Raw genomic sequence first — 22,227 nt, forward strand, 5'->3', positions numbered from 1 at the left:
TGTCTGGTCCTCGAAGCGCGTCATGGGCTCCCCTCCACACTCTGGGATATGTTCTATCCCAGACTACGCCGCGGACAAGCCCAAACGCCAAAGCAACACAAAAGAGACTCACACCCGGCCGGTGGCGGGCTTCGGTCCGTTTGCAGCCTGATTCGGCCGTCAGCGCAGCTTTCGCTACTCGCCGGCGGATTCGACCGCCCGGCGGACCCGCCGGATCTTGCGGTCTGAGACCTGCCGCTCGCCAAACGCCTCCGGGGTCCATTCCAGCCCGTCCGCGTCATAGGCGCCCGGCGCGGGCCGCCGCGCGCGGGCCGGGGCCTGGACTCCGTCCGCCAGTCGGCGGGTCCGCACCAGGAAGCCGGTGTGCCCTATCATCCGGTGCTCCGGGCGCACCGCCAGCCCCTCGACGTGCCAGCCCCGGACCACCGATTCCCAGGCCTCCGGTTCCGTGAACCGCCCGTCCGCCCGCAAGGTTTCCACGAACCGCGACATTTGCGTGGTGGTCGCCAGGTAGGCGAGCAGCACGCCGCCGGCCGCCAACGCCTGGAAGGCCGCGTCCACGTTTTCCCAGGGGGCGAGCATGTCGAGGATCATCCGGTCGTGGCCGTGGGGTTCCAATTGGGGCACGATGCCGCTCAGGTCGCCCACGTTCAGCCGCCAGGCCGGGTGGGTGCCCCCAAACCAGTTCTCGACGTTCGCCTTGGCGATGACGGCGAAGTCCTCCCGGCGTTCCACGCTGGTCAAATGGCCCTGGTCGCCCACCGCCCGCAGCAGGGACATGGTCAGCGCCCCGGAGCCGGCACCCGCCTCGATCACCCGCGCGCCGGGGTAAATGTCCGCCATTTGGACGATCTGCCCCGCGTCCTTCGGATAGACAACGGCGGCGCCGCGGGGCATGGACAGCACGAAGTCGGCCAAGAGCGGGCGCATGGCGACGTAGCCGCGCCCTTCCGTGGTGGCGACGACGGTGCCCTCGGGCTGGCCGATCAACTGGTCGTGGCCGAACGAGCCGCGGTGGGAATGGAAGGTCTTGCCCTCCTCCAACACGATGGTGTTCAAACGCCCCTTGGCGTCCGCCAACTGCACCCGGTCCCCGGGCCTGAACAGGCCCCGCCTCTGGGCCGCTCCGGTCGCTTCGCTCACAACCGACCACCTTACTGTCTGGCGCATGGGGGCCGGGGGCCGCCGCCGGAGCGTGCCCGCGCGAGCGCGCGGGCCCGTTCGGTGTCGGCGGGTTCCTCTAGGGTGGTGGCCATGTTGGTCAAGAGCCTGTCCCCCTCCCGCGCCTCGGATTTCATGCGCTGTCCCCTGCTGTACCGCTACCGCGCGATCGACCGGCTGGAGGAGCCCGCCTCGGCGGCGGCCATGCGCGGCACCATGGTTCACAGCGTGCTGGAGGCGCTGTTCGACCTGCCGCCGGCGGACCGCACCCCGGACAGCGCCCAGACGCTGGTCGGGCCGGCCTACGCCAAGCTTCGGGAACGCGACGGCCGGGTGGAGCAGCTCTTCGCCGACGGCTCGCTCACCGAAGAGGCGTTCATCGCCGGCGCCAGGGACCTGGTGGATTCGTACTTCACGCTGGAGGATCCCCGCCGTTTGGAACCCGAGGCCCGCGAGTTGCTGGTCGAGGCGCCGCTGGAAGACGGGCCCCTCCTGCGCGGCTACATAGACCGCCTGGACGTGGCAGCCGGGTCGGGGGCCATCCGGATTGTCGACTACAAGACCGGCAAAGCGCCGGCCCCGCGCTATCAGAGCGAGATGCTGTTCCAACTGCGGTTCTACAGTTTGATCATCTGGCTGGTTCGGGCCCGCATGCCAGATTGCGTGAAGCTGATCTACCTGGGCAACCGCCAGGTCCTGGAAGCCGAACCGACTGGGTCCGAACTGGAACGCACGCAGCTTAGGATCCTTACCATCTGGTCCCAGATCGTCAAAATGATTGAGGCCCGCGACTTCCCGCCGGTCAAGGGGACGCTGTGCGGCTGGTGCTCGTTCCAGGACAAGTGCCCGCTGTTCGGAGGGCAAGCGCCCAGTTGGCCTTGTGAAGGCGACGCAGCAGCGGCACCGTGAGCTGGTCCGTTGAGCCCAACAACGCCAAGCCCGGCGCGGGGGCGATCGCCCCCGGATTGGTCACGGTCGGATTCGGCACCGCGACGGTGGCGATCCCCGCCGCCAGCGCCGCCGCCACACCGGTCGGGGAATCTTCAATAGCCACGCAATCGGCGGCTTCCAGCCCCAGCTTCGCCGCGCCGATCAGGTAGGCGTCCGGCTCGGGTTTGCCCCGTTGGACCTCGTCGCCGGACACGATCACGGCGAAGGTTCCCGGCACCAGTCCCGCCACGGCCGTGGTGAAACGCCGCCAGGACATTGACACCAACGCGCAAGCCAGGCCGGCCTCGCGGCATTCGGCCAGAGCCCGCAGGATGCCCGGCCGCCACGGCCGGGTGGCGACCACCCGTTCCGCCACGAACTCGATCAATGTGGCGATCAGGTCTGTCGGGTCAAGCGGGACGCCCGCGTCCCGAAGCACGGCCGCCGTGTGCTTGAGGTCCGAGCCGACCAACGCGACGGCCTGGTCCACGGACCAGGTCCCGCCGTAACGCTCGACCAGCATTGTCTCCGCCGCGAACCAGGCCGGCTCCGAGTCCACCACCGTGCCGTCCAAGTCCCAGAGGACCCCCCGAAGCGGCCGCCCGTCGTTTCCGGGCCCCTCCCCCGGCGCCACGGGATCGGTTCTGACAAGTGGCGCGGTGCTGGTCATCGGGTCTTCCTGACGTTGAAGTAGGTGGCTTGCGGATGGTGGAACACCAAAGCGTCGGTCGACTGCTCGGGTTCCAAGAGGTCGCCGTCGGTCAGTCTCAGCCCAATTCGGCCGGCGTCCAGCAGGTCGAATAGTATCCGCCGTTGCCCCAGGTCGGGGCAGGCGGGGTAGCCGAACGAGTAGCGCCGTCCCCGTCCGGGCTCCAGCCCCAGTTCGCGGGCGATCCGCCGTTGGGTCGCCTCCGCCAGGGCCTCCGCCAGTTCGACGGAGAACCCGTGCAGTTCCAGGTAGGCGCGGTAGTCGTCCCCGGCGAACAACTTCGCCGTGGCCTCGGTCATCTTCGGCCCTATCGTCACCACCTGCAACGCCAGCACGTCGACCGCCTCCGGGTCCACATAGTCCGCCAAGCAACGCCGGCGGCCCCCGTCCTGGCGCGGGAAGGCGAACCGGGCGCGCTCCTCGGCGTCAGGGCGCGGTTCGCTCAGCACCACCACACTGTCGCCGTCCCGCCGCACGGGGAAGTACCCCCACGCCACCTGCGGAACGGCCAGTCCGTCGCGCCGCGTTTGGCTGACCAGCGCGGCCAGGCGAGGTTCTCCCTGGGTGGCCGCCAACTCCCCCACCGTCAGGCCGCTCAAACCGGCTTTGAGTCCCCACCGCGCCTCGAACAGGGCACGTTTGTCCAGGTGGGGGAGGTAATCCCCCAACGGGATGCCCTTTGCCCGCCGGGCGCCCCAGAACGGCGGCACGGGTATGGCGGCCCGTTCCAGCCGTTCCCCGCCGTCCCCGGCCGCCGATGCCGACGCCCCAGGCCCCGGCACGGGTCCACGTCGGCGCGACACGCCCACGCCCGCCGACGCCGTCGTCCCCGGCCCCGGCCCTGGCACCGGCGCCGAATCACGCCGACCCGACACGCCCTTTCCGGCCACAGGCGGCGACCCGGACGCTCCCGTTGGCCCGCTCCCAGGCCGCGCGTCTGCCCCCGGCGCCGACCGGCCCGGCTGGTCCCCGGTCTGCCCGGCCGCCCCGCCGGCGGGGCGGTCCTCGGCCGGCGGCGCCCCGGACCCGCCCCGGTCGCCTTCGGCCTCTCCGGTCGGTTGGCCGGAGGGCGCCAGCAGGCCGTTCAGCAGCCGCAACCCCTCGAAGGCGTCCTTGGCGTACATCACCCGGCCGGGGAACTCCCCCGCCAGGTCGTTCTCCACGAAGCGCCTGGTCAACGCCGCGCCGCCCAGGATCACCGGCCACCTGTCGGCCACGCCCCGGACTGTCATCTCGGCCAGGTTCTGCCGCATCACCTGCGTGGACTTGACCAGGAGGCCGGACATGCCGATGGCGTCCGCCCCGGACTCCTCGGCGGCCGCGAGCATCTGGCCGATCGACTGCTTGATGCCCAGGTTGCGGACGTTGTAGCCGTTGTTCGACAGCACTATGTCGACCAGGTTCTTGCCGATGTCGTGGACGTCGCCCGCCACTGTGGCGAGCACCACCGTCCCCTTCGGCTCGACCGTCTCCGCCGCCATGTGCGGCTCCAGGTGGGCCACCGCCGCTTTCATGACCTCGGCCGATTGCAAGACGAACGGCAATTGCATCCGGCCCGCGCCGAACAATTCGCCCACCGTCTCCATGGCGGGCAGGAGCTCGTCGTTGATGATCTCCAGCGGGGTGGACCCCTCCGCCAAGGCGGCGTCCAGGTCCTCGTTCAGGCCCGCCCGGTTGCCGCTGATCAGCCGCTCCGCCAGCCGCTCCAACACCGGCAGGTCGGCCAGGGCCGGGCGGTCGGCGGACGCCGCCGTTGCCCCGGCGGTCGCCTCGATCAGGGCCATCAACGGGTCGTAGCCGGGGCGGCGCCGGTCGAAGACCAGGTCCTCCGCCAGGTGGACAACCTCCGCGTCCAACCGGTCCAAAGGCAGAATTCCGCCGGGCCGGATGATCGCCGCGTCCAACCCGGCCTTGACCGCCTGGTCCAGGAAGACCGAGTTGAGCGCCACCCGCGCTGCGGGCGCCAGCCCGAAGGAGACGTTCGACACACCCAGCATCAGGTGGACCGGCGGAAACTCCGCCCGCAGGGCGCTCAGCGCGCCCAGGGTCTCCAAGGCGTCCCGCCGCGTTTCCTCCTGGCCGGTGCCAATGGGGAACGTCAGCGGATCGACCACGATGTCCGCGAGCGCCACGCCTCGCCCCGTCAATTCGCCGATCAGCCGACGCGCCACCGCCACCTTTTCGGCGGCCGTGCGGGCCTGCCCCCCCTCGTCGATGGTCAGCGCCACGACGGCCGCGCCGTGCTCCACGACCAGCGCGGTGATCGCCTCGAACCGCTCGGGGTCCTCGAAGTTGACCGAGTTGACCAGCGAGCGCCCGCCCAAGTGCTCCAACGCCGTCCGGATGACCGCCGGATCGGTCGAGTCGATCATGACCGGCAGCGTCGACGCGGTCGCCAGCGCCCCCGCCACCGCCGCCATGTCAGCCACGCCGTCGCGCCCCACATAGTCCACCGACACGTCCAGAACGTGGGCGCCGGCGGCCGCCTGGCCGCGCGCGATCTGCACGCAGGCGTCCAGGTCGCCGGCCAGCATGGCCTCCCGAAACGCCTTTGACCCGTTCGCGTTGGTCCGCTCCCCGACCGCCAGGTACGTGAGCTCCTGGCTCAACGGCACAGCCTGATAGAGGGAGGCGACAGTCCCGGCGCTCCCCGTCCCGGCGCCTCCCGCCAAGCCGCCGATGCCGTCCGTGCCGCCGCCGATGCCGTCCGCGAGGCCGCCCAACGCCAGGAGACCGCCCGTCCGGCCGCCGACGCGGGCCGAACCGGTTCCGCCGCCGGGCCGGACGGCATCGGGCACGGCGGCGAACCCGTGAGCCCCCAAACGCGCGACGACGGCGGCCAGGTGGGCGGGGGTGGTGCCGCAGCAACCCCCCACCATGGCCAGGCCGTAGTCGCGGACGAACCTTTCCAGCCAATCCGCCAATTCCTCGGGGCTCAGGGCGTACCGCGCCTCCCCGTCCGGGCCGATGGTCGGCAGGCCCGCGTTCGGCATGACGCTGACCGGCACGTCGGCCAGTTCGGCCAGAACGCGGAGGTGCTCGGACATTTCGGCGGGCCCGGTGGCGCAGTTCAGCCCTATTCCGTCCACGCCCAGGCACAGCAGCGAGGCGGCCGCCGCCGGCGTCTCGGTGCCCAGCAGCATGGTGCCGGTCGTCTCAACCGTGAAGTGCACGGTGACGTGCGCGGCGGAGTCCGCGTCCCGCGCGCCCAAGACGGCGGCTTTGGCCTGCAACAGGTCCTGACAGGTCTCGACCAAGATCCGGTCCGCGCCGCCCTCGAGCAGACCGGCCGCTTGGACGGCGTAGCCGCGCCGCAGCTCGGCGAAGGCGGCGTGCCCCAGGGACGGCAGCTTGGAGCCCGGCCCCATCGATCCGAGCACCAGGGCGCGGTGGCCGGACCCGGACGTGGCCGCCTGGTCCACCGCCCGCCGGGCCGCGCGCGCCGCCGCCGCCGCGATCTGCCCGGCCCGGTCCGCCAGGCCGTAATCCTCCAACACCAGCGGGTGCGCGCCGAACGAGTTCGTCTCAAGGGCCTGGCAGCCCACCGCCAGATAGGCGCGGTGCACCGACTCGACCACGTCCGGCCGGGTCACCGAAAGGAAGTCGTGGCAGCCCTCACGCCCCTGGTAGTCGCGGGCGGTCAAACCGGCGCGGAGAAGCTCCGTGCCCATCCCGCCATCCGCCACCAGCACTTCAGCCACGGTGAGCCATTGTAGGCCCGGGCTCTTTTCGCGGCGTGAATCGGAACGCCGGGGAGGCGGCCAAGCCGGGCCGAGCCCGGTAAAGTGAGCGGGTGTCCACAGCGATTGCCGCCTTTGCCGGGTGGAATGACGCCGGCTCGGCGGCCACCGACGCCTTGGCCTTTCTGGTCCACGCCCTCGACGGGGAGATGGTCGCCTCAATCGATCCGGAGGAATACTGCGACTTCCAGGTCAACCGCCCCCGGGTCCAGCTCACCCCGACCGGCCGGCGCGAACTCGTCTGGCCGTCCACCGACTTCTGGACCGCCGAATCGTCGAAAGGCGAGCCGCTGATGCTGGTCCGGGGCGTGGAGCCGTCCTTTCACTGGCAGACCTTCACCGAGGACGTGATGGAGCAGTTGGCGGACTGGGGGATCGACCGGTTGGTGATGGTGGGGGCGTTGCTGGCGGACGTGCCGCACACCAGGCCCATCCCGGTGCAGCTGACCTCCGAGTCGCGGGACGTGCGGCGACGGCTGGGAGCCGAGAAACCCACCTACGAGGGGCCCACGGGGATCGTGTCGGTGCTGGAACAAGCCGCCGCGCAGACCTACGGGATCGAGTCGATGGCGCTGTGGGCGCCCGTGCCCCATTACGTCGCCAACCCGCCCTCGCCGAAGGCCGAATTGGCGTTGGTCGCCAAGCTGGCGGAGATCTCGGACCTGGAGGGCCTGCCCACGGCCGAGTTGGCGGATGAGGCGCGGGCCTGGGCCGAGGGAGTCGACGCGCTGGCGTCCTCCGACCCGGAGATCGCCGGCTACATCGCCTCCTTGGAGGCGGCCAACGACGTGCTCGAATCCCCGGCCGCCTCCGGCGAGGCGCTGGCCAAGGAATTCGAACGCTACCTAAGGCGGCGCGGCGACCAGTAGAACGCGGTCAGTAGAGCTTGATGCCCAGGAGGGCGTCGATCGCCCGGCGCAGGTCTGCAGCCGCGTAAGGCGACCGGTCGCGGGCCAGCGGGGCGGCGTTGACCCACTCGTCCACGGCCGCGATGGCGCTGACCGTGTCCAGGTCGTCGGCCAGCGCGGTCCGGATCTTCGCGATCGCGTCAGCCGACTGGCCTTGCGGCTTGACGGAGCCGATGGTCTCCCGCCAGCGGCTCAGGCGCGCCTCGGCCAAAGCCACCTCCCGCCCGCGCCACTCCCAGTCCTCCCGGTAGTGATGGCTGATCAGCGCCAGCCGCAGGGCGGCCGGGTTGACGCCGCGTTCCAGCAAGTCCGACACGAACACCAGGTTCCCCAGGGACTTGGACATCTTCTGCCCGTCGTAATGGACCATGCCCGTGTGCATGGTAAGCCGCACGGGCTGCTCCAGGCCCGTGATGGCCCGCGAATGCGAGACGGACAACTCGTGGTGCGGGAAGATCAGGTCGGTTCCGCCGCCCAGCACGTCGAACGGCTGCTCCAGTTCGTCGGAAGCGATCACGGCGCATTCGATGTGCCAGCCCGGCCTGCCGCGCCCCAGTGTGCGCCCGTCCCAGGAAGGCTCGCCTTCCCTGGCCGCCCGCCAAAGCAACGGGTCCAGGCGATTCCTCTTCCCGACCCGGTCCGGGTCGCCGCCGCGTTCCGCGAAAAGGCGGTCCTGCGTCTCCGGGCCGAGCCGGGACAAGCTGCCGACTTCCGGATCGGCCGACAAGTCGGCGTAGACGTCGCCCAAGTTGGAGGCCCCCGAGCCGGGCACCGGAACCCGGTAGGCCTGGCCCGCGTCGATCATACGCTCGACCGCCGCGACGATCTCCGGGACCGATTCGACCACGCCCCGGTACGCGTCCGGCGGGATCACCCGCAGGGCGGCCATGTCGGTCTTGTAAAGGGCGGTCTGGCTGGCGGCGATCCGCCACCATTCCTTGCCGGTGGCGCGGGCTCGCTCCAACAGCGGATCGTCCACATCCGTCAGGCCCTGGGCGTAACGGACGCTCACCCCCAGATCGCGCCAAGCCCTGATCAAAAGGTCGAAGGCGAGGTATGTGAACGCGTGCCCCAAATGGGTCGAATCGTAAGGCGTGATGCCGCAAACGTAAATGCTCGCCCGTTCCGAAACCACGCTCGGCTGCAACGTCCCCGTGATGTCGTCATGGATTAGCGGAACCTCGCCCGTGCCTGGGATCACGCTGACTATGGGGCCGGTCCAGGGGTGCACTTAGCTAGGGTACAAGACGCCCGTCGCGAGGAGGGCGATCACCGCCAGCCCCAAGGCCACGCGGTAGTACACAAAAGGCTTATAGGAGTAAGTCGAGACGATCTTCAAGAACGCGATGATCACCAGGTAGCCAACCGCGAACGCCGTCACACCCGCCGCCAGCGTGTTGCCCCAGCCCGCCGCGAGGGCCGTCTTGTCCTCCAGCGCCTTGGCCAACTCCAACACTCCCGCGCCGAACACCGCCGGCATGGCCAGCAGGAACGAGTACCGGGCGGCGGCCTCCCGCGAGTAGCCCATCGCCAGCCCGGCGGTGATGGTGCCGCCAGACCTGGAAACGCCCGGGATCAGCGCCAACGCCTGGGCCAGCCCGTAGAACACGCCGTCGCGGACACCGATGCCGTCCAAGGACTTTGGCCGCACCCGCGCCGCCCGCCGGCCCGCGTACACGTCCGCCGCCCCCAGCAGCAATCCGAAGCCGATCAAAGTGGCGCCGGTGATGTAAAGGTTCCGCAGGTGGGTCTCGATCGAATCCTGGAACAAGAACCCCAGCACCACTATGGGCACGGAGCCGATGATTATCAGCCAGCCCATGCGGGCGTCCTGGTCAATGGGCTTGCCGCCCTGCCTCCAAGACAGCGTCCACGAGCGGATGATCGCCCAGACCTCGCGCCGGAAGTAAACCAGGACGGCCAGTTCGGTGCCGATCTGGATGATCGCCGTGAACGCCGCCCCCGGATCCACCGCCGAGGGCAGAAACTCTCCGAGGATCCGCAAATGCGCGGAAGACGAAATCGGAAGGAACTCTGTCAGCCCTTGCACAAGGCCCAAGATCAGGGCTTCCCACAAACTCACCCGCCCAACTATAGGCTGGTCGCCGTGGAATACCGGAACGTCGGCCGGAGCGGCCTGAAGGTCTCAACGATCGGTTTGGGCACCATGACCTGGGGTCGCGACACGGACGAGATGGACGCGGCCGACCAGTTGGCCGAGTTCACCGGGGCGGGCGGGACCCTGATCGACACGGCCGCCTCCTACGGGGACGGCGCGGCCGAGGAGTTGCTGGGATCCCTCATGCGCTCTGGGCTGGCGGACCGCGACGAGGTGGTCATCTGCACCAAGGCGGGCTCGAGGCTGCGGGGGCAGCACTTTCAGACGGACGCCTCGCGCGGCAACCTGATCGACAACCTGGTCGAATCGCTGCGCCGGCTCGGCACGGACCATGTGGACTTGTGGCTGGTCCAGCGGCCGGACCCCGACGTGCGGTTGGAGGAGACCCTCGGGGCGCTGCAATGGGCGGTCGCCTCCGGCAAAGCCCGCTACATCGGCCTGTCGAACTACCCCGCCTGGGTGACAGCGCGGGCCCAAACCCTGGTCGAGGCGGGCGGGCTCGGCGCCGGCCTGGCGGCGGTCGAGGCGGAATACTCCCTCCTCAACCGCCAGTTGGAGGACGAACTGCTCCCGGCGGCATCGTCGCTCGGTTTGGGGCTTCTCGCCTGGAGCCCGCTGGGCCGGGGCGTCCTGACCGGCAAATACCGCCACGGCGTCCCGGCGGACTCCCGCGCCGCCTCGCCGCACCTGCGCGGCTTTGTCACCCCCTACTTGTCAAGCGCGGCGGCAGCCGTCGTGGAGGCGGTGGCGACCGCGGCGGACGGGCTGGGGGTGGCCCCGCTCGACGTGGCGTTGGCCTGGGTGCGCGGGCGGGCGGGCGTGGCGAGCGCGATCCTGGGGGCGCGCACCGCCGCGCAGCTTCACACCAGCTTGGTGGGGGCGGACCTGGAACTCCCCGCGGAGATCGTCGAAGCCTTGGACGAGGTCAGCGGCTAGAACTCTTCCGGGTCGATCTCCGCCAGGACTTCCTCGTCCACAAGGTCGTCCTCGTCGTCGTCATAGACCAAGAACGCGGCGTCAACGCCATAGGCGTCGTACAACGCGTCATCGTAGGCTTCGAAAGCCTCGATCAGTTGGCGGTAGGCCGCCAGGTAGGCCGGATCCTCGTCCCCGCGGCCGGTCGCCGCCGCCTCAAAATGGCGCTCCAACGCGGCGATCAGGTGTTCCAGGGCCGTGCGAGGTTCGGCATTCATGCATTCGACGTTACCCGGTTTGAGTCTTCATTACCATTGAGCACGATGAACGACTCCTGGCTGGCGCGCGGCGGCTCCTACGAATACCGCGTGGTGACCGTCCCCGCCCACATGACTTCGACCGCCGCGCGCGAGCTGATCGCCCACCAGGCCGAATACGGCCGCTGGGAAATGGCCAAGTCGGCGCGCTACTGGGGCGGGGCCAAACGGGTCTGGCTCCGCCGCAAGACACTCCGGGTCGAATCGACCCTGTGGGGTTGAGCCACCGCAACTCAACGTAGGGTTGATGGCCATGAGCCCCGACCCGAATTGGCGCCGCCCCGTCGCCTTGTTCCTGGCCGGCCAAACCGTCTCCCTGTTCGGGTCCGCGGTGGTGGGGTACGCGGTGATCTGGTTCATCGCCATCGACACCGCCTCGGCTTGGAGCTACGCCCTGCTCTCTTTGGCGGCCATTCTGCCGCAGGGGCTGGTGACGCTGCCCGCCGGGGTCTGGGCGGACCGCTATTCACGCAAGAAGCTGGTGATCTTCTCAGACGCCGGAATAGCCTTGGTGACCTTGGCGTTGACCGCCTCCTTCTGGCTGGGCCACCGCCAGCTTTGGGTGATCGGCGCGGCGCTGCTCCTGCGCTCGCTGGGCGCCGGGGTGCAAACCCCCGCCCAGACCGCCATCCTGCCGCAGTTGACCCCCGCCCGCCACCTGCTGCGGGTCAACGCGGTCAACGCCGGCATCCAATCCGCCTGCTACCTGGTGGCCCCCGCGCTGGCGGCCGTCCTCCTGAGCGTCTGGGACTTGGCCTGGATCCTGGCCCTTGACGTGGTCACCGCCGCTATCGCGATCGGGATCCTGGCCGGGCTGCGCGTGCCCCGGCCGCCGGGCGCGGACCAGGCGCGGCGGCACATCTTGCACGACATGCTCGCCGGGGTCGGGATCATCCGCCGAAGGGCGGTGCTGTTGCGGACTTTCTGGCTGGGACTGGTCGGCTACGTGCTGATCATGCCCGCCGCGCAAATGGCGCCGATCGTGGTGGTCAAGCTGTTCGGCGGCGAACCCTGGATGCTCGCGGGAGTGGAGGTGTCCTACTCCGTCGGGATGGTGGCCGGCACCGCGGCCCTGGCCGCCTGGGGCGGACTGAAGAACCGCATGACCATGATGCTCGCGGCCTGCGCCATGTGGGGCCTGTTCACCGCCGCCCAGGCCGCCTCCCCCTCGGCGTGGGTCTACATCATCCTCTGGGCGGCCTTCGGCCTGGTGGGGCCGGGGCTCACCACCACCTCGATGACCGTGGTCCAAGAGCACAGCCCGCCCGAGGCGCTGGGACGGGTGACGGCGTTGTTCAACACCGTCTTCGTGTTCACAACGCCGCTGGCGCTACTGGTGATCGCCCCGTTGATGGACCTCCCGCAGGCCCCCGTGCGCCCGATCCTCCTGGTCAGCGGCCTGCTCGCGGCCGCCGCGACGGCGCTCCTCGCCGTCCGCGCGCCGAAGGCCCCGCGCCCCGCCGAGCCGGAGCGGCGCGGCTAGCTGCGAGACAAGAAGTCGGCCAGGACCCCCGCGCCCCAGCGCAGCGACTCGACGGGGACGCGCTCGTCCACGCCGTGGAACATGGCGGTGAAGTCGAGGCTGGGCGGCAGGCGCAACGGCGCGAAGCCGTAGGACTTGATCCCCAGGCGGGCCAGGGCTTTGCCGTCGGTGCCGCCCGCGAGCATGTAGGGGAGGACCACCGCATCCGGGTCCGCGTCGAGCAGGGACTGCCTCATCGCGGCGACCAGTGGCGCGTCGAGCGGCGCCTCCAAGGCGATGTCCTCGTTGATCGGCTCGACCCTGACCGCCGGCCCGGCCAGCTTTTCCACGACGGCCCGAGCCGATTCGGCGTCCCCGGGCAGCGGTCGCATGTCCACCGTCGCCGCCGCCGTCCGGGGAACCACGTTCACCTTTGAGCCCGCGGCCAGCGAGGTCAAGTTCAGGCCGGTGGCCGTCGAAGCGCCCACAAACCGTTTGGCCGGCCCGAACGCCTCGACAATGGCCGCTACCGACTGCGGGTCGGCCGGGTCGAACCGCAGTCCGGCCAGTCCCGCCGCGCCCTCGAACAGCGCCTTCACCGTGGGGGTCAGCCGCATGGGCCAGGGCTGCGCGGCGATTCGGGCGAGCGCGTCAACCAGGTTGCGCACGGCGTTGTCCTGGTTGACGGCGCTGCCGTGGCCGGGCGTCCCCTCCGCGACCAGCCGCAGCCAGGCGATCCCCTTCTCGGCGGTCTGCAGCAGATAGGCCCGCCGCCCGCCCAACTCCACGGAAAACCCGCCCACCTCGGACACCGCCTCGGTGGCGCCCGCGAACAACTCCGGGTGGTTCGCCACCAGCCAGTGGCTCCCCAGGCGGCCGCCCGCCTCCTCGTCGGCGAAGAAGCAGAGCACAATGTCGCGCGGCGGCTTGATCCCCTGACGCGCCCACCAGCCCACCACCGCCAGGATCATTCCGTCCATGTCTTTCATGTCGACCGCGCCGCGGCCCCAGATCAGGCCGTCCCTGATCTCGGCCCCGAACGGGTCGGCGGTCCACTCGGCCGGGTCGGCCGGGACAACGTCCAGGTGGCCGTGCAGCACCAGCGCCGGACGGTCCGGATCCCGCCCCTCCAATCGCAGCGCCACCGAGCCCCGTTTCGGCTCCGACTCGAAGTACGTCGGCTCATGGCCCCAGTCCTGCAGCAGGCCCATGACGTACTCGGCGGCCTGGCGCTCGCCGACAGAGCGGTCGTCGCCCGTGTTGGTGGTGTCAAACCGGATGAGGTCGCGGGCGATCCGCACGGCATCGTCAGCGAGAGACTTGTGCATCCCCCAAAGCTAGCCCACGCGGGGACGACCTGCCCCACTCGGTCAAGGTTTGGTCCGCCGGCCAGTCGCCGGACCGGTCCGGCCCCGTTGGCCGGGCGGTCCTGATACCCTCGTCTAGCTGCCGCATCAGCCCACGAAACAGGAGTCGCTGTTGGCGCCAAGCCGTGCCGTTGTCAAGATTGTTCTCGCCTTGCTCGGGGTGGTTCCCGGAATCACCGTGTCGCTGGCCAACCTGGATGTGCCGCCCTTTGTCGGCCTGGCCGTTTTCGGCCTGGCCATTTGGTGCGCCGCAACCTTGTTGGGTTGGGCCGCGGAGACCGCCGAGCTGGACATCACCGGGGCGTTCGCCATGGCCTTGTTAGCAATAGTGGCGATCCTCCCCGAATACGCCGTGGACGTGACCCTGGCCTTCAAAGCGGGCACCGACCAGTCCTATGAGGCCCTCGCCTCCGCCAACATGAACGGCGCCACCCGGCTCTTGATCGGCCTGGCCCTGCCATTGGTCGTGCTGGTCGGAATCCGGTCGCGCCGCCGCCGCGCGCGCCGCCTGGCCGCCAATCCCGGCACCGCGAACGGCCAGGCCGATCCGGGGGGCGCCGACCTGGGCCGGAGGGCCTTCTTCGACGTGTTGCCCATCCCGGCCGAACACTACTCGGTCATGTTCTTCCTGGTCGTGGCCGCCGCTTTGGGATGTGTCGCGCCGCTCACGGAACAGGTCCACGCCGCCCTCGGGGCGGTCCTGATCGTGGTGTTCGCCGTTTTCCTCTGGCACACGTCGCGCGGCGAAGTCGGAGAGCCGGACCTGGTCGGCGTGTCGGCCTTCCTCGGCACGCAGCCCAAGGTCCGCCGGCGTCTCCTGGTGATCGGCTTCTTTGCGATCGCGGCGGGCACCATCGCCGTGGGCGCGGAACCGTTTGTCGAGTCGCTGATTGAATCGGGGCGCGCACTGAACGTGAACGAGGCGCTGCTGATCCAATGGCTGGCACCGCTCGCCTCGGAGGCGCCGGAGTTCATCATCGCCTTGACTTTGGCCGCCCGCCACAAGGCCTGGGCGGCCGTCGGCATGCTGCTGACCTCCATGGTCAACCAGTGGGCGGCGCTGGTCGGCTCGCTGCCGTTCGCCTTCAAACTGGGCGGCGGCACCTGGTCGCTGCCCTTGGACGCCCGCCAGGTCGAGGAGTTCGCGCTCACCGGCTCCGTCACCGCCGTGGCGGTGGCTTTGCTGCTCAGCCGGCGCATCCCGGCGTGGGGCGCCTGGTTCATGCTGGCGGTATTCGCGGCCGAATTCGCTTTGCCGGACGAACACGCCCGCCTGGTGCTGGCAGCCGTCAACGGGGTCGCCGCCGCGGCCTTGCTGGTGGCTAACGCCCGCTGCCTGCCGGCCTTGTTCGCGGAGCCGTTCCGCCGGTCCGGTCAGAGCGGGGAGTAACCCCGTCGGTCGGCTCGGCGTGGCTCCGTCAGCCCATGGCCACGTAGTAGGGAAGGCCCTCCGGCATGGGGTTGATCGTCACCAAGTCGGACTGGACCAGCGCGTCGTAATAGGCGGACTCGGCCTGAGAGGTGGTTGAGTCGGTCAGGTCGGCGGCCATCTTCTCCCTCAAATTGGCGGGAACCAGGGAGAGGTCGACCGTGCCGGAGGACGGCAGGGCGTAATCATCGGTGACTTTGAGCACAAAGAAGGCCGAGCCGGTGTCGATCACGTCGCTCACGTCGCCAACCGTCATTGTCTCCAGCGCCGCGACGCACTCCTCCGACAGGGTCTCGGCCACACCCCAACCCATGTCGCCGCCGGCGTCCATGGTCCCGGACGAGTTGTACTCGTCCGCGACCGCGGCGAAATCCTCGCCGGCGCGAATGCGCGTGAGCGCCGCGTCGGCTTTGACGCGGGCCGCCTCGGCGTCATCGCCGCCGTCGGTGCCATAAGGCAGGTAGATCCCGGAGAGCCGCTTGCCCGCGTAGGAGGCGGCGTTCTCGCTGACGTACGCGTCGATCTCATCCGCAGTCGGATCGGCCGCGTCGACATTGGCGGCCATCAGCTCCTCGTAGACGTCGGTGGCTTTCAACTGCACCACATAGGCGGCCTCGTCGCGGTAGCCGTTGTCGGCCAGCCACTGGTCCCAGCCGTCGGCGCCAGCCGACTCCTTCTGCTCTTCGAGCTGCGTTTGGACGCTCGCCTCGTCAACCGCGATCCCCGACTCCTCGGCGGCGTTGACAATGACCAGCGGCAAGGCGTAGACGTTGCGTATGACCGCCTCGCGCAAGCTCTCAGGGGTCCAGCTGTTCGATTCGAGATAGGACACCCAGTCCGCGTCGCTCATCGTCTCGCCGGTGGAGGAGTCGACCCGCATGTTGACTTCGATGTACTGGGTGACCTCGCTTTCCATGATCTCCGTGTCGCCGATGGTGGCGGCGACCATCCCCGCCCAGGCGTCTTCGCCCGCCGCGGCCGAGCCGGCCGAGGGGCTCTTCGAAGCCGACGGGGACGGCAGCAGGAACCTGTCGCACAGGATCCCCGCGCCGAAGCCCGCCAGCACCGCGATCACGGAAACGGCCGTGAACGCCTTCTTGGACAGGGGCAAACGCGTTCCCGTTTCCAAGACCTTCCGACTGCCCTTCGTGACTTGCGCCCGGCGCGCCTGGTTGGGTTTCTGGGACATGTTCTCCTCATTCCTGCGGATACGGCGGACACAACGGAGTGCTCGGCGAAGCCAGCCTAACGACGATTCCTGAACACCGCCTGGGAGAAGCCCGTGCTTGGGCGGGCGCTTCACCGGCGGCCTTGGCCGCCTTGGGCCCTAATCCCAGAGCCTCGCCTGGCCGTCCGCGGTCCAGTAGCCGTCGCGGTCGGCCACGTCGGGCGGTAAAATGGTGCCGAACCAGCCGTCGACCGGCTCGCCCCGCAAGACCAGTTGGGAACGCAGGGTGCCCTCGACCCGGAATCCGCACCGCACGGCCAGGCGCCGCGAAGGCCAATTGCCCACGACCGCCTGCCAGATGACCCGGCGCATCCCAAGGTCGCGGAAGGCGTGGGCCACAACCGTGTTCACCGCGTCGGTCGCCAGACCCCTGCCCCGGCAGTCGGCCGCCACCAGGTAGCCCACCTCCACCGACTGGCCGGGCGGATCAGGCTTCAGCCCCACCGAACCCGCCAGGTAGGGCTTGCCGTCCTCGCCGGGGACCCGGATGGCCCAGACGCGGTCCTGGTCCGCGATTTCCCCGTCCCAGCCTTTTTCCGCCGCCCCGGTCGTGTAAATGGCCGCGTCCTCCATCCGGTACGGCACGGGCACCGGCACCCAGCGTTGGATCTCCGGGTCCTGGCAGTAGTCGAACACCCTGCGGGTGTCGGCCGGCTGGAACGGCGTCAACTCGCACAGTTCGCCGACCAGGGAATACGGCTTCATTCCCCCAACCCTAGCCGACCCGTTCAACCCTCCGGCAGGAGCGACTTCAGCCGCGCCGGGGGAAGCGCCGCGCAGGGCCAGACCCCGCCACGCGGCAGCCGGGCGATCAGACCCTTGTCCGCGGTGGCCACCAGGACGGGCCCCTTCCCCGCCTTGGCCGCCGTTTGGGCTTGCGCCACGATCTGGTCGTCGCCCTCGCCCGGCGCGTCCACCACGGCCACGCCTCGGCCTTGCCCGATGCCGCGCGCCTGGCCCTCCACCACCATCACCAGTTCGGGGTACCAACCGTTGGGCGTCTCGGTCCAGATGTTCGCCAGGCCGGTGGCGGCCAGCCCCTCCAGTTCGCCGCGCAGCCTGACCGCCGCCCCCGCCCGGTCCCGCCACCAGCCGTCCGGCCGCGAGCCGACCACGTTGGCCGCGTCCACAATCAGGGTCAGGACGGCTCCGACCAGGGGCCGCAGAACTGGCCAGGCCCGGGCGAAGCCGGGGTGTAGGTTGTGCTCCGCCACCTGGTCCAGCGCCACCCACCGCAATTCGCTGGTCTCCCAGTTCGGCTGGTCAACAAGCGGGTTCGCCCCCGGCGGCGCCTCGGCCGCGAGGGTGGTGTACGCCCAGCCGCCGTGGTCCGCGATCGACCACCAGCGGGGCCTCAGGGTGTCCACCGCCAAGCCGGCCTCCTCGCGGCCCTCGCGCCAAGCCGCCGCCGCCGGGGCCTCGCCGGTCTTGCGGGCGCCGCCCGGCAGCCCCCAGGTGCCGCCGTTGTGGGTGCACGGGCCGCGCAGTTGGAGCAACACCTCGCCGCCCCGGTAGACCAGCAGCCCGGCCGCGCCGAACAAGCCCCAGTGCCGGTTCCCCTCTGAGCCCTCGAACCAGTCGTCGGCTGGATCCGGGGAGGCCTCGCCCCGCGCGTCAGAGCAGTCCACGAACGTATTCGACCACGCCCGGCGCGGCCGCCTCGATCTGCGCCAGGGCCAGTTCAAAGTCCTGTTCGCCGCCGTACCAGGGATCCTCGATGTCCAAGGCGAAGCCAGCGGGCTGATCCGCCATCCCCGGATCGAACTGCCGCATCATCCGCAAGTTCGCCGGATCGGCGCCCCGGCTCGCCAACACCCGGTAATGGTTGTAGGTGGCCGGGAGGATCAGGTCCGTGGTCTCCAACTCCTCCCGCGTGATGCGATGGGCGCGGTGCCCCGGCTCCGGCTCGTAACCGTGCGCGCGCAGCGCCCGCGCCGCCCGCCGGTCGATCGGGTTGCCGTGCTCCTCGGCGGAGACCCCCGACGAGCCCACCTCCACCGAACCGGACAAGGCGGCATCGTCGAACCATGTCCTCAAAACGGCGGCCGCCATGGGCGACCGGCAGATGTTCCCTGTGCAGACGGTCTGAATCGCGAAACGGGTTCGGGCCATAGACTCGATCCTATGCGCAGGTTGTTCAAGGTGATCGGCACGCTCGTCCTGGTTCTGGTGCTGGTCGTGGTGGGATTCTTCGCGGTCGCCACGATCACGGAGTACCGGCCCAAAGCCACCGAACCGGTCGCGATCACCGGCGAGGCGACCCTGCCCGCCCCCTCCCCCGGCGACGAGTTGACCTTGCTGAGCTTCAACATAGGCTACGGCGGCCTGGGCAAGGGGCAGGACTTCTTCATGGACGGCGGGGCCATGGTCCGCCCGGCCGACCGGTCGGTTGTGGAGTCCAACCTGGACGGCATCCTCGCGCAGCTGAAAGCCCTGCCGGCGGACGTGTACTTCCTGCAGGAGGTCGACTTGGACTCCCACCGGTCCTACGGCGTTGACGAGGTCGCCCGCGTCGAAGACGCGCTGGGCGGCGCGGGCGCGTACGCCCCCAACTTTAAGTCGATGTTCACCCCCTATCCGTGGCCGCCCATCGGCAAGGTCGACTCGGGCCTGGTGACGGTCACCGGCCTGGCCGCCAAGGACGCCGTGCGGGAGGCGCTGCCGGTGCCGTTCAAATGGCCGGTGCGGCTGTTCAACTTGAAGCGCTGCCTGTTGGTCGAACGGGTGGCCGTCGAGGGCGGCAAGGACCTGGTGCTGGTCAACCTGCACTTGGAGGCCTACGAAGACGGCAGCGGGCGGGCCGAGCAGATGAGCGAACTGGTCAAACTGGTGCAGGGCGAATACGCCAAGGGCAACTACGTGATCGCGGGCGGCGACTTCAACCAAACCTTCCCCGGAGTGTCCTACCCCAAGGTGTCGGAGAACTGGGTGCCGGGCGAGTTCGACGCCTCGGTGTTCGCGCCGGGCTGGACGGTGGCCCATGACGGGTCGACGCCCACCTCGCGTTTGAACGACGCGCCATGGGACGGGAACAACCAGCTTTACGGGATTGACGGCTTCATCGCCTCGCCGAATGTGGAGGTCAAGGAGGTCCTGACCGTCGACGCGGGCTTCGAGTTCGCCGACCACAACCCGGTCAAGCTGACCGTGGAGTTGCGGGGCTGAGCGTCTCGCGGCCGGCGGTCAGCGGTCGCCCAGCTCGCCGTCCCGTTTGACGGTGGCCGCCACGGCCGCCACCACGGCGGCCGAGAAGCCCCTGTCTTCCAGCACGTTCATCCCGGCCACCGTGGTACCGCCCGGCGAGGAGACCTTGTCGATCAGCTGCCAGGGATGCTCGCCCGTCTGGCGGAGCAGGGCCGCCGAACCGAGGACCGCCTGGGTGGCCGCCGCGCGAGCCTCGTGTTTGGTCATCCCTGCGGCCAGCGCCCCCCTGGCCAGCGCGTCCACGAACAGGAACACCCACGCGGGCGACGCTCCCGCAATCGCCGCGAACGCCGGGAACAGCCGCTCCTCGAGTTTGACCGCCTGGCCGATCGCCGCGAACAGTTGCACCACCGAGTCGATTTGCGAGTCGGTCGCCACGTCGTTGCCGGTCACCGCCGACATGCCCTGGCCCACCGTCACGTTGATGTTCGGCATGACCCGCACCACGGGGACGTTCGGCCCCAGCCAGCCGTCCAGGTGCTTCAGGGTGATCCCGGCCGCGATCGACACGACCAGCGGCGCCTTGGCCACGATTTGGCCGCCGACCTGTTCCAGCACGCTCGGAACGTACTGCGGCTTGACCGCCAACACGACCACGTCCGATGCCGCCACGACCTCCTCGTTGCCGGCGAACGCCGCGATCCCGGTGCGTTTGGCCAGGTCTTTGACCTTGCGGTCGTCCGGGTCATGCGCCGCGATCGCGTCCGCGCCGACCAGCCCGCTGGCGATGATCCCCTCGATGATGGCGCCGGCCATGTTCCCCGCGCCGATAAACCCGATCTTCATGGTCCAAGGTTAGGCCCTCCGCGCGGGCGCCCCCGCGCTCGGCGTGGTGAAATAGACGGCGTGGACAAGGCGCGCGTGGACTCCTGGCTGTGGGCGGTCAGGCTGTTCAAGTCGCGGTCGCTGGCGGCGGCGGCCTGCAAGGCCGGGCACGTCCGCGTGCGGGGCGAAAAGGCCAAACCCTCCCAGCCGGTCGCCCCCGGGGACGAGGTCCACGTCCGGGGCGGCCCCCGCGAACGCATTGTGATTGTGGTCAAACCGCTGGTCAAACGCGTGAGCGCGGGCTTGGCCGCCGAGGCTTACGAGGACCATTCGCCTCCTCCCCCGCCGCGCTCCACAGCAGCCGCCCCGGTCGCGATCCGCGAACGCGGGAGCGGCCGCCCCACCAAGGCCGAACGCCGCCAACTAGACCGCCTCCGCGGCCGCCCCTCAACCTGACCGGCCGCCGCCGGACTTGCGACAGGGCCCGGGGTCACTCGGGTTTGCCGCCCGAAAGGTACTGTTCTATTGCCGCCTCCAGTTTGCCGACGTCCGCTTGGTGTTCGGCGATGTAGCTCTCCTGGAGCTCGTAGATGATCTGGGTGTACCGGTCGACGTAGTCGGTCTCCTGGCGGCACTTGAAATCCAGGACGGCGATGTCGCGTTCCACCTGGGAGCCGACCAAAGATCGCTGATCCTCCGGTATGGCCTCCGTCCCAACGACTCCGTCGTAGACGAACACCGACCCCTCCCGTGACGTGGCCGCCGCCAGGCTGAACATGCCCATCGGCTGAGCGGAGAAGTCAGTGGCCCCGAACCAGTCGCCAATCAATCCGCGTTGGTCAAGCTCAGCCAGGCAGGATCCGTATTCGGCCATCAGGCGCTGGTAGTCGTGGTTTGCCCACAACGTCCCCTCAGCGCCACCGTCGTCAACCACGACCTCCCTGGTTTCGAAGTCGAATGCGACATCCGGACCGCCCATCACTGCCCACATAGAGTCCAGGGTGTCCAGGAACAACAGTTCTTCTGGCTCAGGCACGGCGACTCGGGCACTGGCGCGGGCGGTGCAATTGTCCGGATCGTCGATCTGATGGAAGTCCTCCTCGTAGCCGTACAGCGCCAAGTTGTAAGCCCGTCGGCCCGACGCCGAGAGCGACTCCGCGTAGGCGATGTTTTTGTCGCTGATAGGACTCTCAAACTGATCGTCACCGATGTACTCGCCAGCGCTGATAACCCCATAGCCGACCCGCTCAGTCTCCTCAAGCGTCTCGGGAAGCCACGGAACATCCAACGTGTTTCCTTGGGGATAAACGTCTCGGGCGTACTCTTCGCCATCATCAGACTCAAACGGCCTGGGGACGTACTGGAATCCGGCCTCCTTCATGCACGCCGCGACCACTTCCTCATATTGGTCTTGGTATAGCCGGTTGGCTGTCGCTTGCCGCTCCACCGAGGCGGCCATCACGCTTCGAGCCGCGTCGAAGTACTTCGAGTAAGGCAACTCCACCGGCGACTCGATCTGCTCGCGCGCCTTCGGCAACTCCGCCCCGGACGCGTCCACCGGCGCAGGTGCCGCACTCCCGGAGGGCTCATTTGAGACCTCCGGGGAGGGGCCGGCCACCGGCCCCTCCCCGGTGCACGCTGACAGAATCAGCACCGCCACTAACCCGGCGCCAATACCGGCTCGCCGTGCGATCTTGGCGACGGACTTAGGCGACCGGCGCATGGCAATCTTGGTGCTCCAAAGACGAGGTGCGGTTAGCCGGGACGGTGAGGTAAACCAAAGGTCGCGGAACACGAGTGACTCAAACAGGAATCCCTCCGATTCGGGTTCGCGGGCCGGGCGTCATTGGATCAGCAAGGGTTCGGTGTCCGAGGGGGGACTTGAACCCCCATGCCCCGTAAAGGGCACTAGCACCTCAAGCTAGCGCGTCTGCCTATTCCGCCACTCGGACTGGTAGCCAAGACAAGATACC

Annotated in this window: 21 protein-coding genes and 1 tRNA gene; 8 read left to right on the forward strand and 14 right to left on the reverse strand. The window is 69.4% G+C overall.

Annotation, left to right across the window (positions count from 1 at the left end; all coding sequences use genetic code 11):
- Window positions 1-174: 174 nt before the first annotated feature.
- Window positions 175-1,143 (reverse strand): tRNA (adenine-N1)-methyltransferase, encoded by a 969-nt coding sequence (locus LBC97_02390; protein ID MDR2564908.1) that lies wholly within the window; start codon window positions 1,141-1,143, stop codon window positions 175-177.
- Window positions 1,144-1,254: 111 nt separating this feature from the next.
- Between LBC97_02390 and LBC97_02395 the strand changes: the two genes are divergently transcribed.
- Window positions 1,255-2,070 carry a PD-(D/E)XK nuclease family protein gene (locus LBC97_02395; protein MDR2564909.1) on the forward strand — a complete coding sequence of 272 codons (816 nt, stop codon included), beginning with the start codon at window positions 1,255-1,257 and terminating at the stop codon, window positions 2,068-2,070.
- Here LBC97_02395 and LBC97_02400 read toward each other — a convergent pair.
- Window positions 1,964-2,761, reverse strand: a complete 798-nt coding sequence (locus LBC97_02400) for an HAD family phosphatase (GenBank protein MDR2564910.1) — start codon at window positions 2,759-2,761, stop codon at window positions 1,964-1,966. The genes LBC97_02395 and LBC97_02400 overlap by 107 nt on opposite strands.
- Window positions 2,758-6,501, reverse strand: coding sequence for a homocysteine S-methyltransferase family protein (locus tag LBC97_02405; GenBank protein ID MDR2564911.1), 3,744 nt, complete (start codon window positions 6,499-6,501; stop codon window positions 2,758-2,760). The genes LBC97_02400 and LBC97_02405 overlap by 4 nt, the downstream gene beginning before the upstream one ends.
- A 92-nt stretch (window positions 6,502-6,593) precedes the next feature.
- Here LBC97_02405 and LBC97_02410 point away from each other — a divergent pair, with 92 nt between their 5' ends.
- Window positions 6,594-7,409, forward strand: coding sequence for a PAC2 family protein (locus LBC97_02410; protein ID MDR2564912.1), 816 nt, complete (start codon window positions 6,594-6,596; stop codon window positions 7,407-7,409).
- A gap of 7 nt (window positions 7,410-7,416) precedes the next feature.
- Here the strand turns inward: LBC97_02410 and mshC are convergent, their stop codons facing one another.
- Both mshC and uppP read right to left on the reverse strand, forming a co-directional pair.
- Window positions 7,417-8,679: a cysteine--1-D-myo-inosityl 2-amino-2-deoxy-alpha-D-glucopyranoside ligase gene (gene mshC, locus LBC97_02415; GenBank protein MDR2564913.1), complete on the reverse strand. Its 1,263-nt coding sequence runs from the start codon at window positions 8,677-8,679 to the stop codon at window positions 7,417-7,419.
- Window positions 8,680-9,531, reverse strand: coding sequence for an undecaprenyl-diphosphatase UppP (gene uppP, locus LBC97_02420; protein ID MDR2564914.1), 852 nt, complete (start codon window positions 9,529-9,531; stop codon window positions 8,680-8,682).
- 24 nt (window positions 9,532-9,555) lie between these two features.
- Between uppP and LBC97_02425 the strand changes: the two genes are divergently transcribed.
- The gene (locus tag LBC97_02425; GenBank protein ID MDR2564915.1) at window positions 9,556-10,503 is read left to right on the forward strand and encodes an aldo/keto reductase; all 948 of its coding nucleotides are present in this window, start codon (window positions 9,556-9,558) and stop codon (window positions 10,501-10,503) included.
- Here the strand turns inward: LBC97_02425 and LBC97_02430 are convergent.
- Window positions 10,500-10,760: a hypothetical protein gene (locus LBC97_02430; GenBank protein ID MDR2564916.1), complete on the reverse strand. Its 261-nt coding sequence runs from the start codon at window positions 10,758-10,760 to the stop codon at window positions 10,500-10,502. The two genes, LBC97_02425 and LBC97_02430, sit on opposite strands and share 4 nt — an antisense overlap.
- Before the next feature lie 45 nt (window positions 10,761-10,805).
- Between LBC97_02430 and LBC97_02435 the strand changes: the two genes are divergently transcribed.
- Window positions 10,806-11,021 carry a DUF5703 family protein gene (locus tag LBC97_02435; protein ID MDR2564917.1) on the forward strand — a complete coding sequence of 72 codons (216 nt, stop codon included), beginning with the start codon at window positions 10,806-10,808 and terminating at the stop codon, window positions 11,019-11,021.
- 31 nt (window positions 11,022-11,052) lie between these two features.
- A complete protein-coding gene (locus LBC97_02440) occupies window positions 11,053-12,282 on the forward strand; it encodes an MFS transporter (protein MDR2564918.1) in 1,230 nt (409 codons plus the stop codon).
- On the opposite strand, the gene LBC97_02445 is transcribed toward LBC97_02440, so the two are convergent.
- Entirely contained in the window at window positions 12,279-13,589 is a 1,311-nt protein-coding gene (locus tag LBC97_02445; GenBank protein ID MDR2564919.1) for a M20/M25/M40 family metallo-hydrolase, read from the reverse strand. The genes LBC97_02440 and LBC97_02445 overlap by 4 nt on opposite strands.
- A 151-nt stretch (window positions 13,590-13,740) precedes the next feature.
- On the opposite strand from LBC97_02445, the gene LBC97_02450 reads away from it, so the two are divergent.
- Window positions 13,741-15,018: a hypothetical protein gene (locus LBC97_02450; protein MDR2564920.1), complete on the forward strand. Its 1,278-nt coding sequence runs from the start codon at window positions 13,741-13,743 to the stop codon at window positions 15,016-15,018.
- A 28-nt stretch (window positions 15,019-15,046) separates the two neighbouring features.
- Here the strand turns inward: LBC97_02450 and LBC97_02455 are convergent, their stop codons facing one another.
- The 4 genes from LBC97_02455 to LBC97_02470 all read right to left on the reverse strand — a co-directional run bounded on the left by LBC97_02455 (window position 15,047) and on the right by LBC97_02470 (window position 18,397).
- Window positions 15,047-16,246, reverse strand: coding sequence for a peptidylprolyl isomerase (locus LBC97_02455; GenBank protein MDR2564921.1), 1,200 nt, complete (start codon window positions 16,244-16,246; stop codon window positions 15,047-15,049).
- Between the two features lie 138 nt (window positions 16,247-16,384).
- Window positions 16,385-16,990 (reverse strand): GNAT family N-acetyltransferase, encoded by a 606-nt coding sequence (locus LBC97_02460; GenBank protein ID MDR2564922.1) that lies wholly within the window; start codon window positions 16,988-16,990, stop codon window positions 16,385-16,387.
- A gap of 23 nt (window positions 16,991-17,013) precedes the next feature.
- Complete coding sequence (locus LBC97_02465; protein ID MDR2564923.1) at window positions 17,014-17,913, reverse strand: NUDIX hydrolase; 900 nt, start codon at window positions 17,911-17,913, stop codon at window positions 17,014-17,016.
- Complete coding sequence (locus tag LBC97_02470; GenBank protein ID MDR2564924.1) at window positions 17,900-18,397, reverse strand: low molecular weight phosphotyrosine protein phosphatase; 498 nt, start codon at window positions 18,395-18,397, stop codon at window positions 17,900-17,902. Before LBC97_02470 ends, LBC97_02465 begins: the two co-directional genes overlap by 14 nt.
- A gap of 12 nt (window positions 18,398-18,409) precedes the next feature.
- On the opposite strand from LBC97_02470, the gene LBC97_02475 reads away from it, so the two are divergent.
- Entirely contained in the window at window positions 18,410-19,450 is a 1,041-nt protein-coding gene (locus LBC97_02475) for a hypothetical protein (GenBank protein ID MDR2564925.1), read from the forward strand.
- Between the two features lie 18 nt (window positions 19,451-19,468).
- On the opposite strand, the gene proC is transcribed toward LBC97_02475, so the two are convergent.
- Entirely contained in the window at window positions 19,469-20,275 is an 807-nt protein-coding gene (proC, locus tag LBC97_02480; GenBank protein MDR2564926.1) for a pyrroline-5-carboxylate reductase, read from the reverse strand.
- A 60-nt stretch (window positions 20,276-20,335) separates the two neighbouring features.
- Here proC and LBC97_02485 point away from each other — a divergent pair, with 60 nt between their 5' ends.
- Window positions 20,336-20,710, forward strand: coding sequence for an RNA-binding S4 domain-containing protein (locus tag LBC97_02485; GenBank protein ID MDR2564927.1), 375 nt, complete (start codon window positions 20,336-20,338; stop codon window positions 20,708-20,710).
- A gap of 34 nt (window positions 20,711-20,744) precedes the next feature.
- On the opposite strand, the gene LBC97_02490 is transcribed toward LBC97_02485, so the two are convergent.
- Together LBC97_02490 and LBC97_02495 are read right to left on the reverse strand one after the other, a co-directional pair.
- Window positions 20,745-21,914: a hypothetical protein gene (locus LBC97_02490; protein MDR2564928.1), complete on the reverse strand. Its 1,170-nt coding sequence runs from the start codon at window positions 21,912-21,914 to the stop codon at window positions 20,745-20,747.
- A gap of 206 nt (window positions 21,915-22,120) precedes the next feature.
- A tRNA-Leu gene (locus LBC97_02495) sits at window positions 22,121-22,206 on the reverse strand.
- Window positions 22,207-22,227: the final 21 nt, after the last annotated feature.

The sequence above is a fragment of the Bifidobacteriaceae bacterium genome, assembly GCA_031281585.1.
Taxonomy (GTDB): Bacteria; Actinomycetota; Actinomycetes; order Actinomycetales; family WQXJ01; genus JAIRTF01.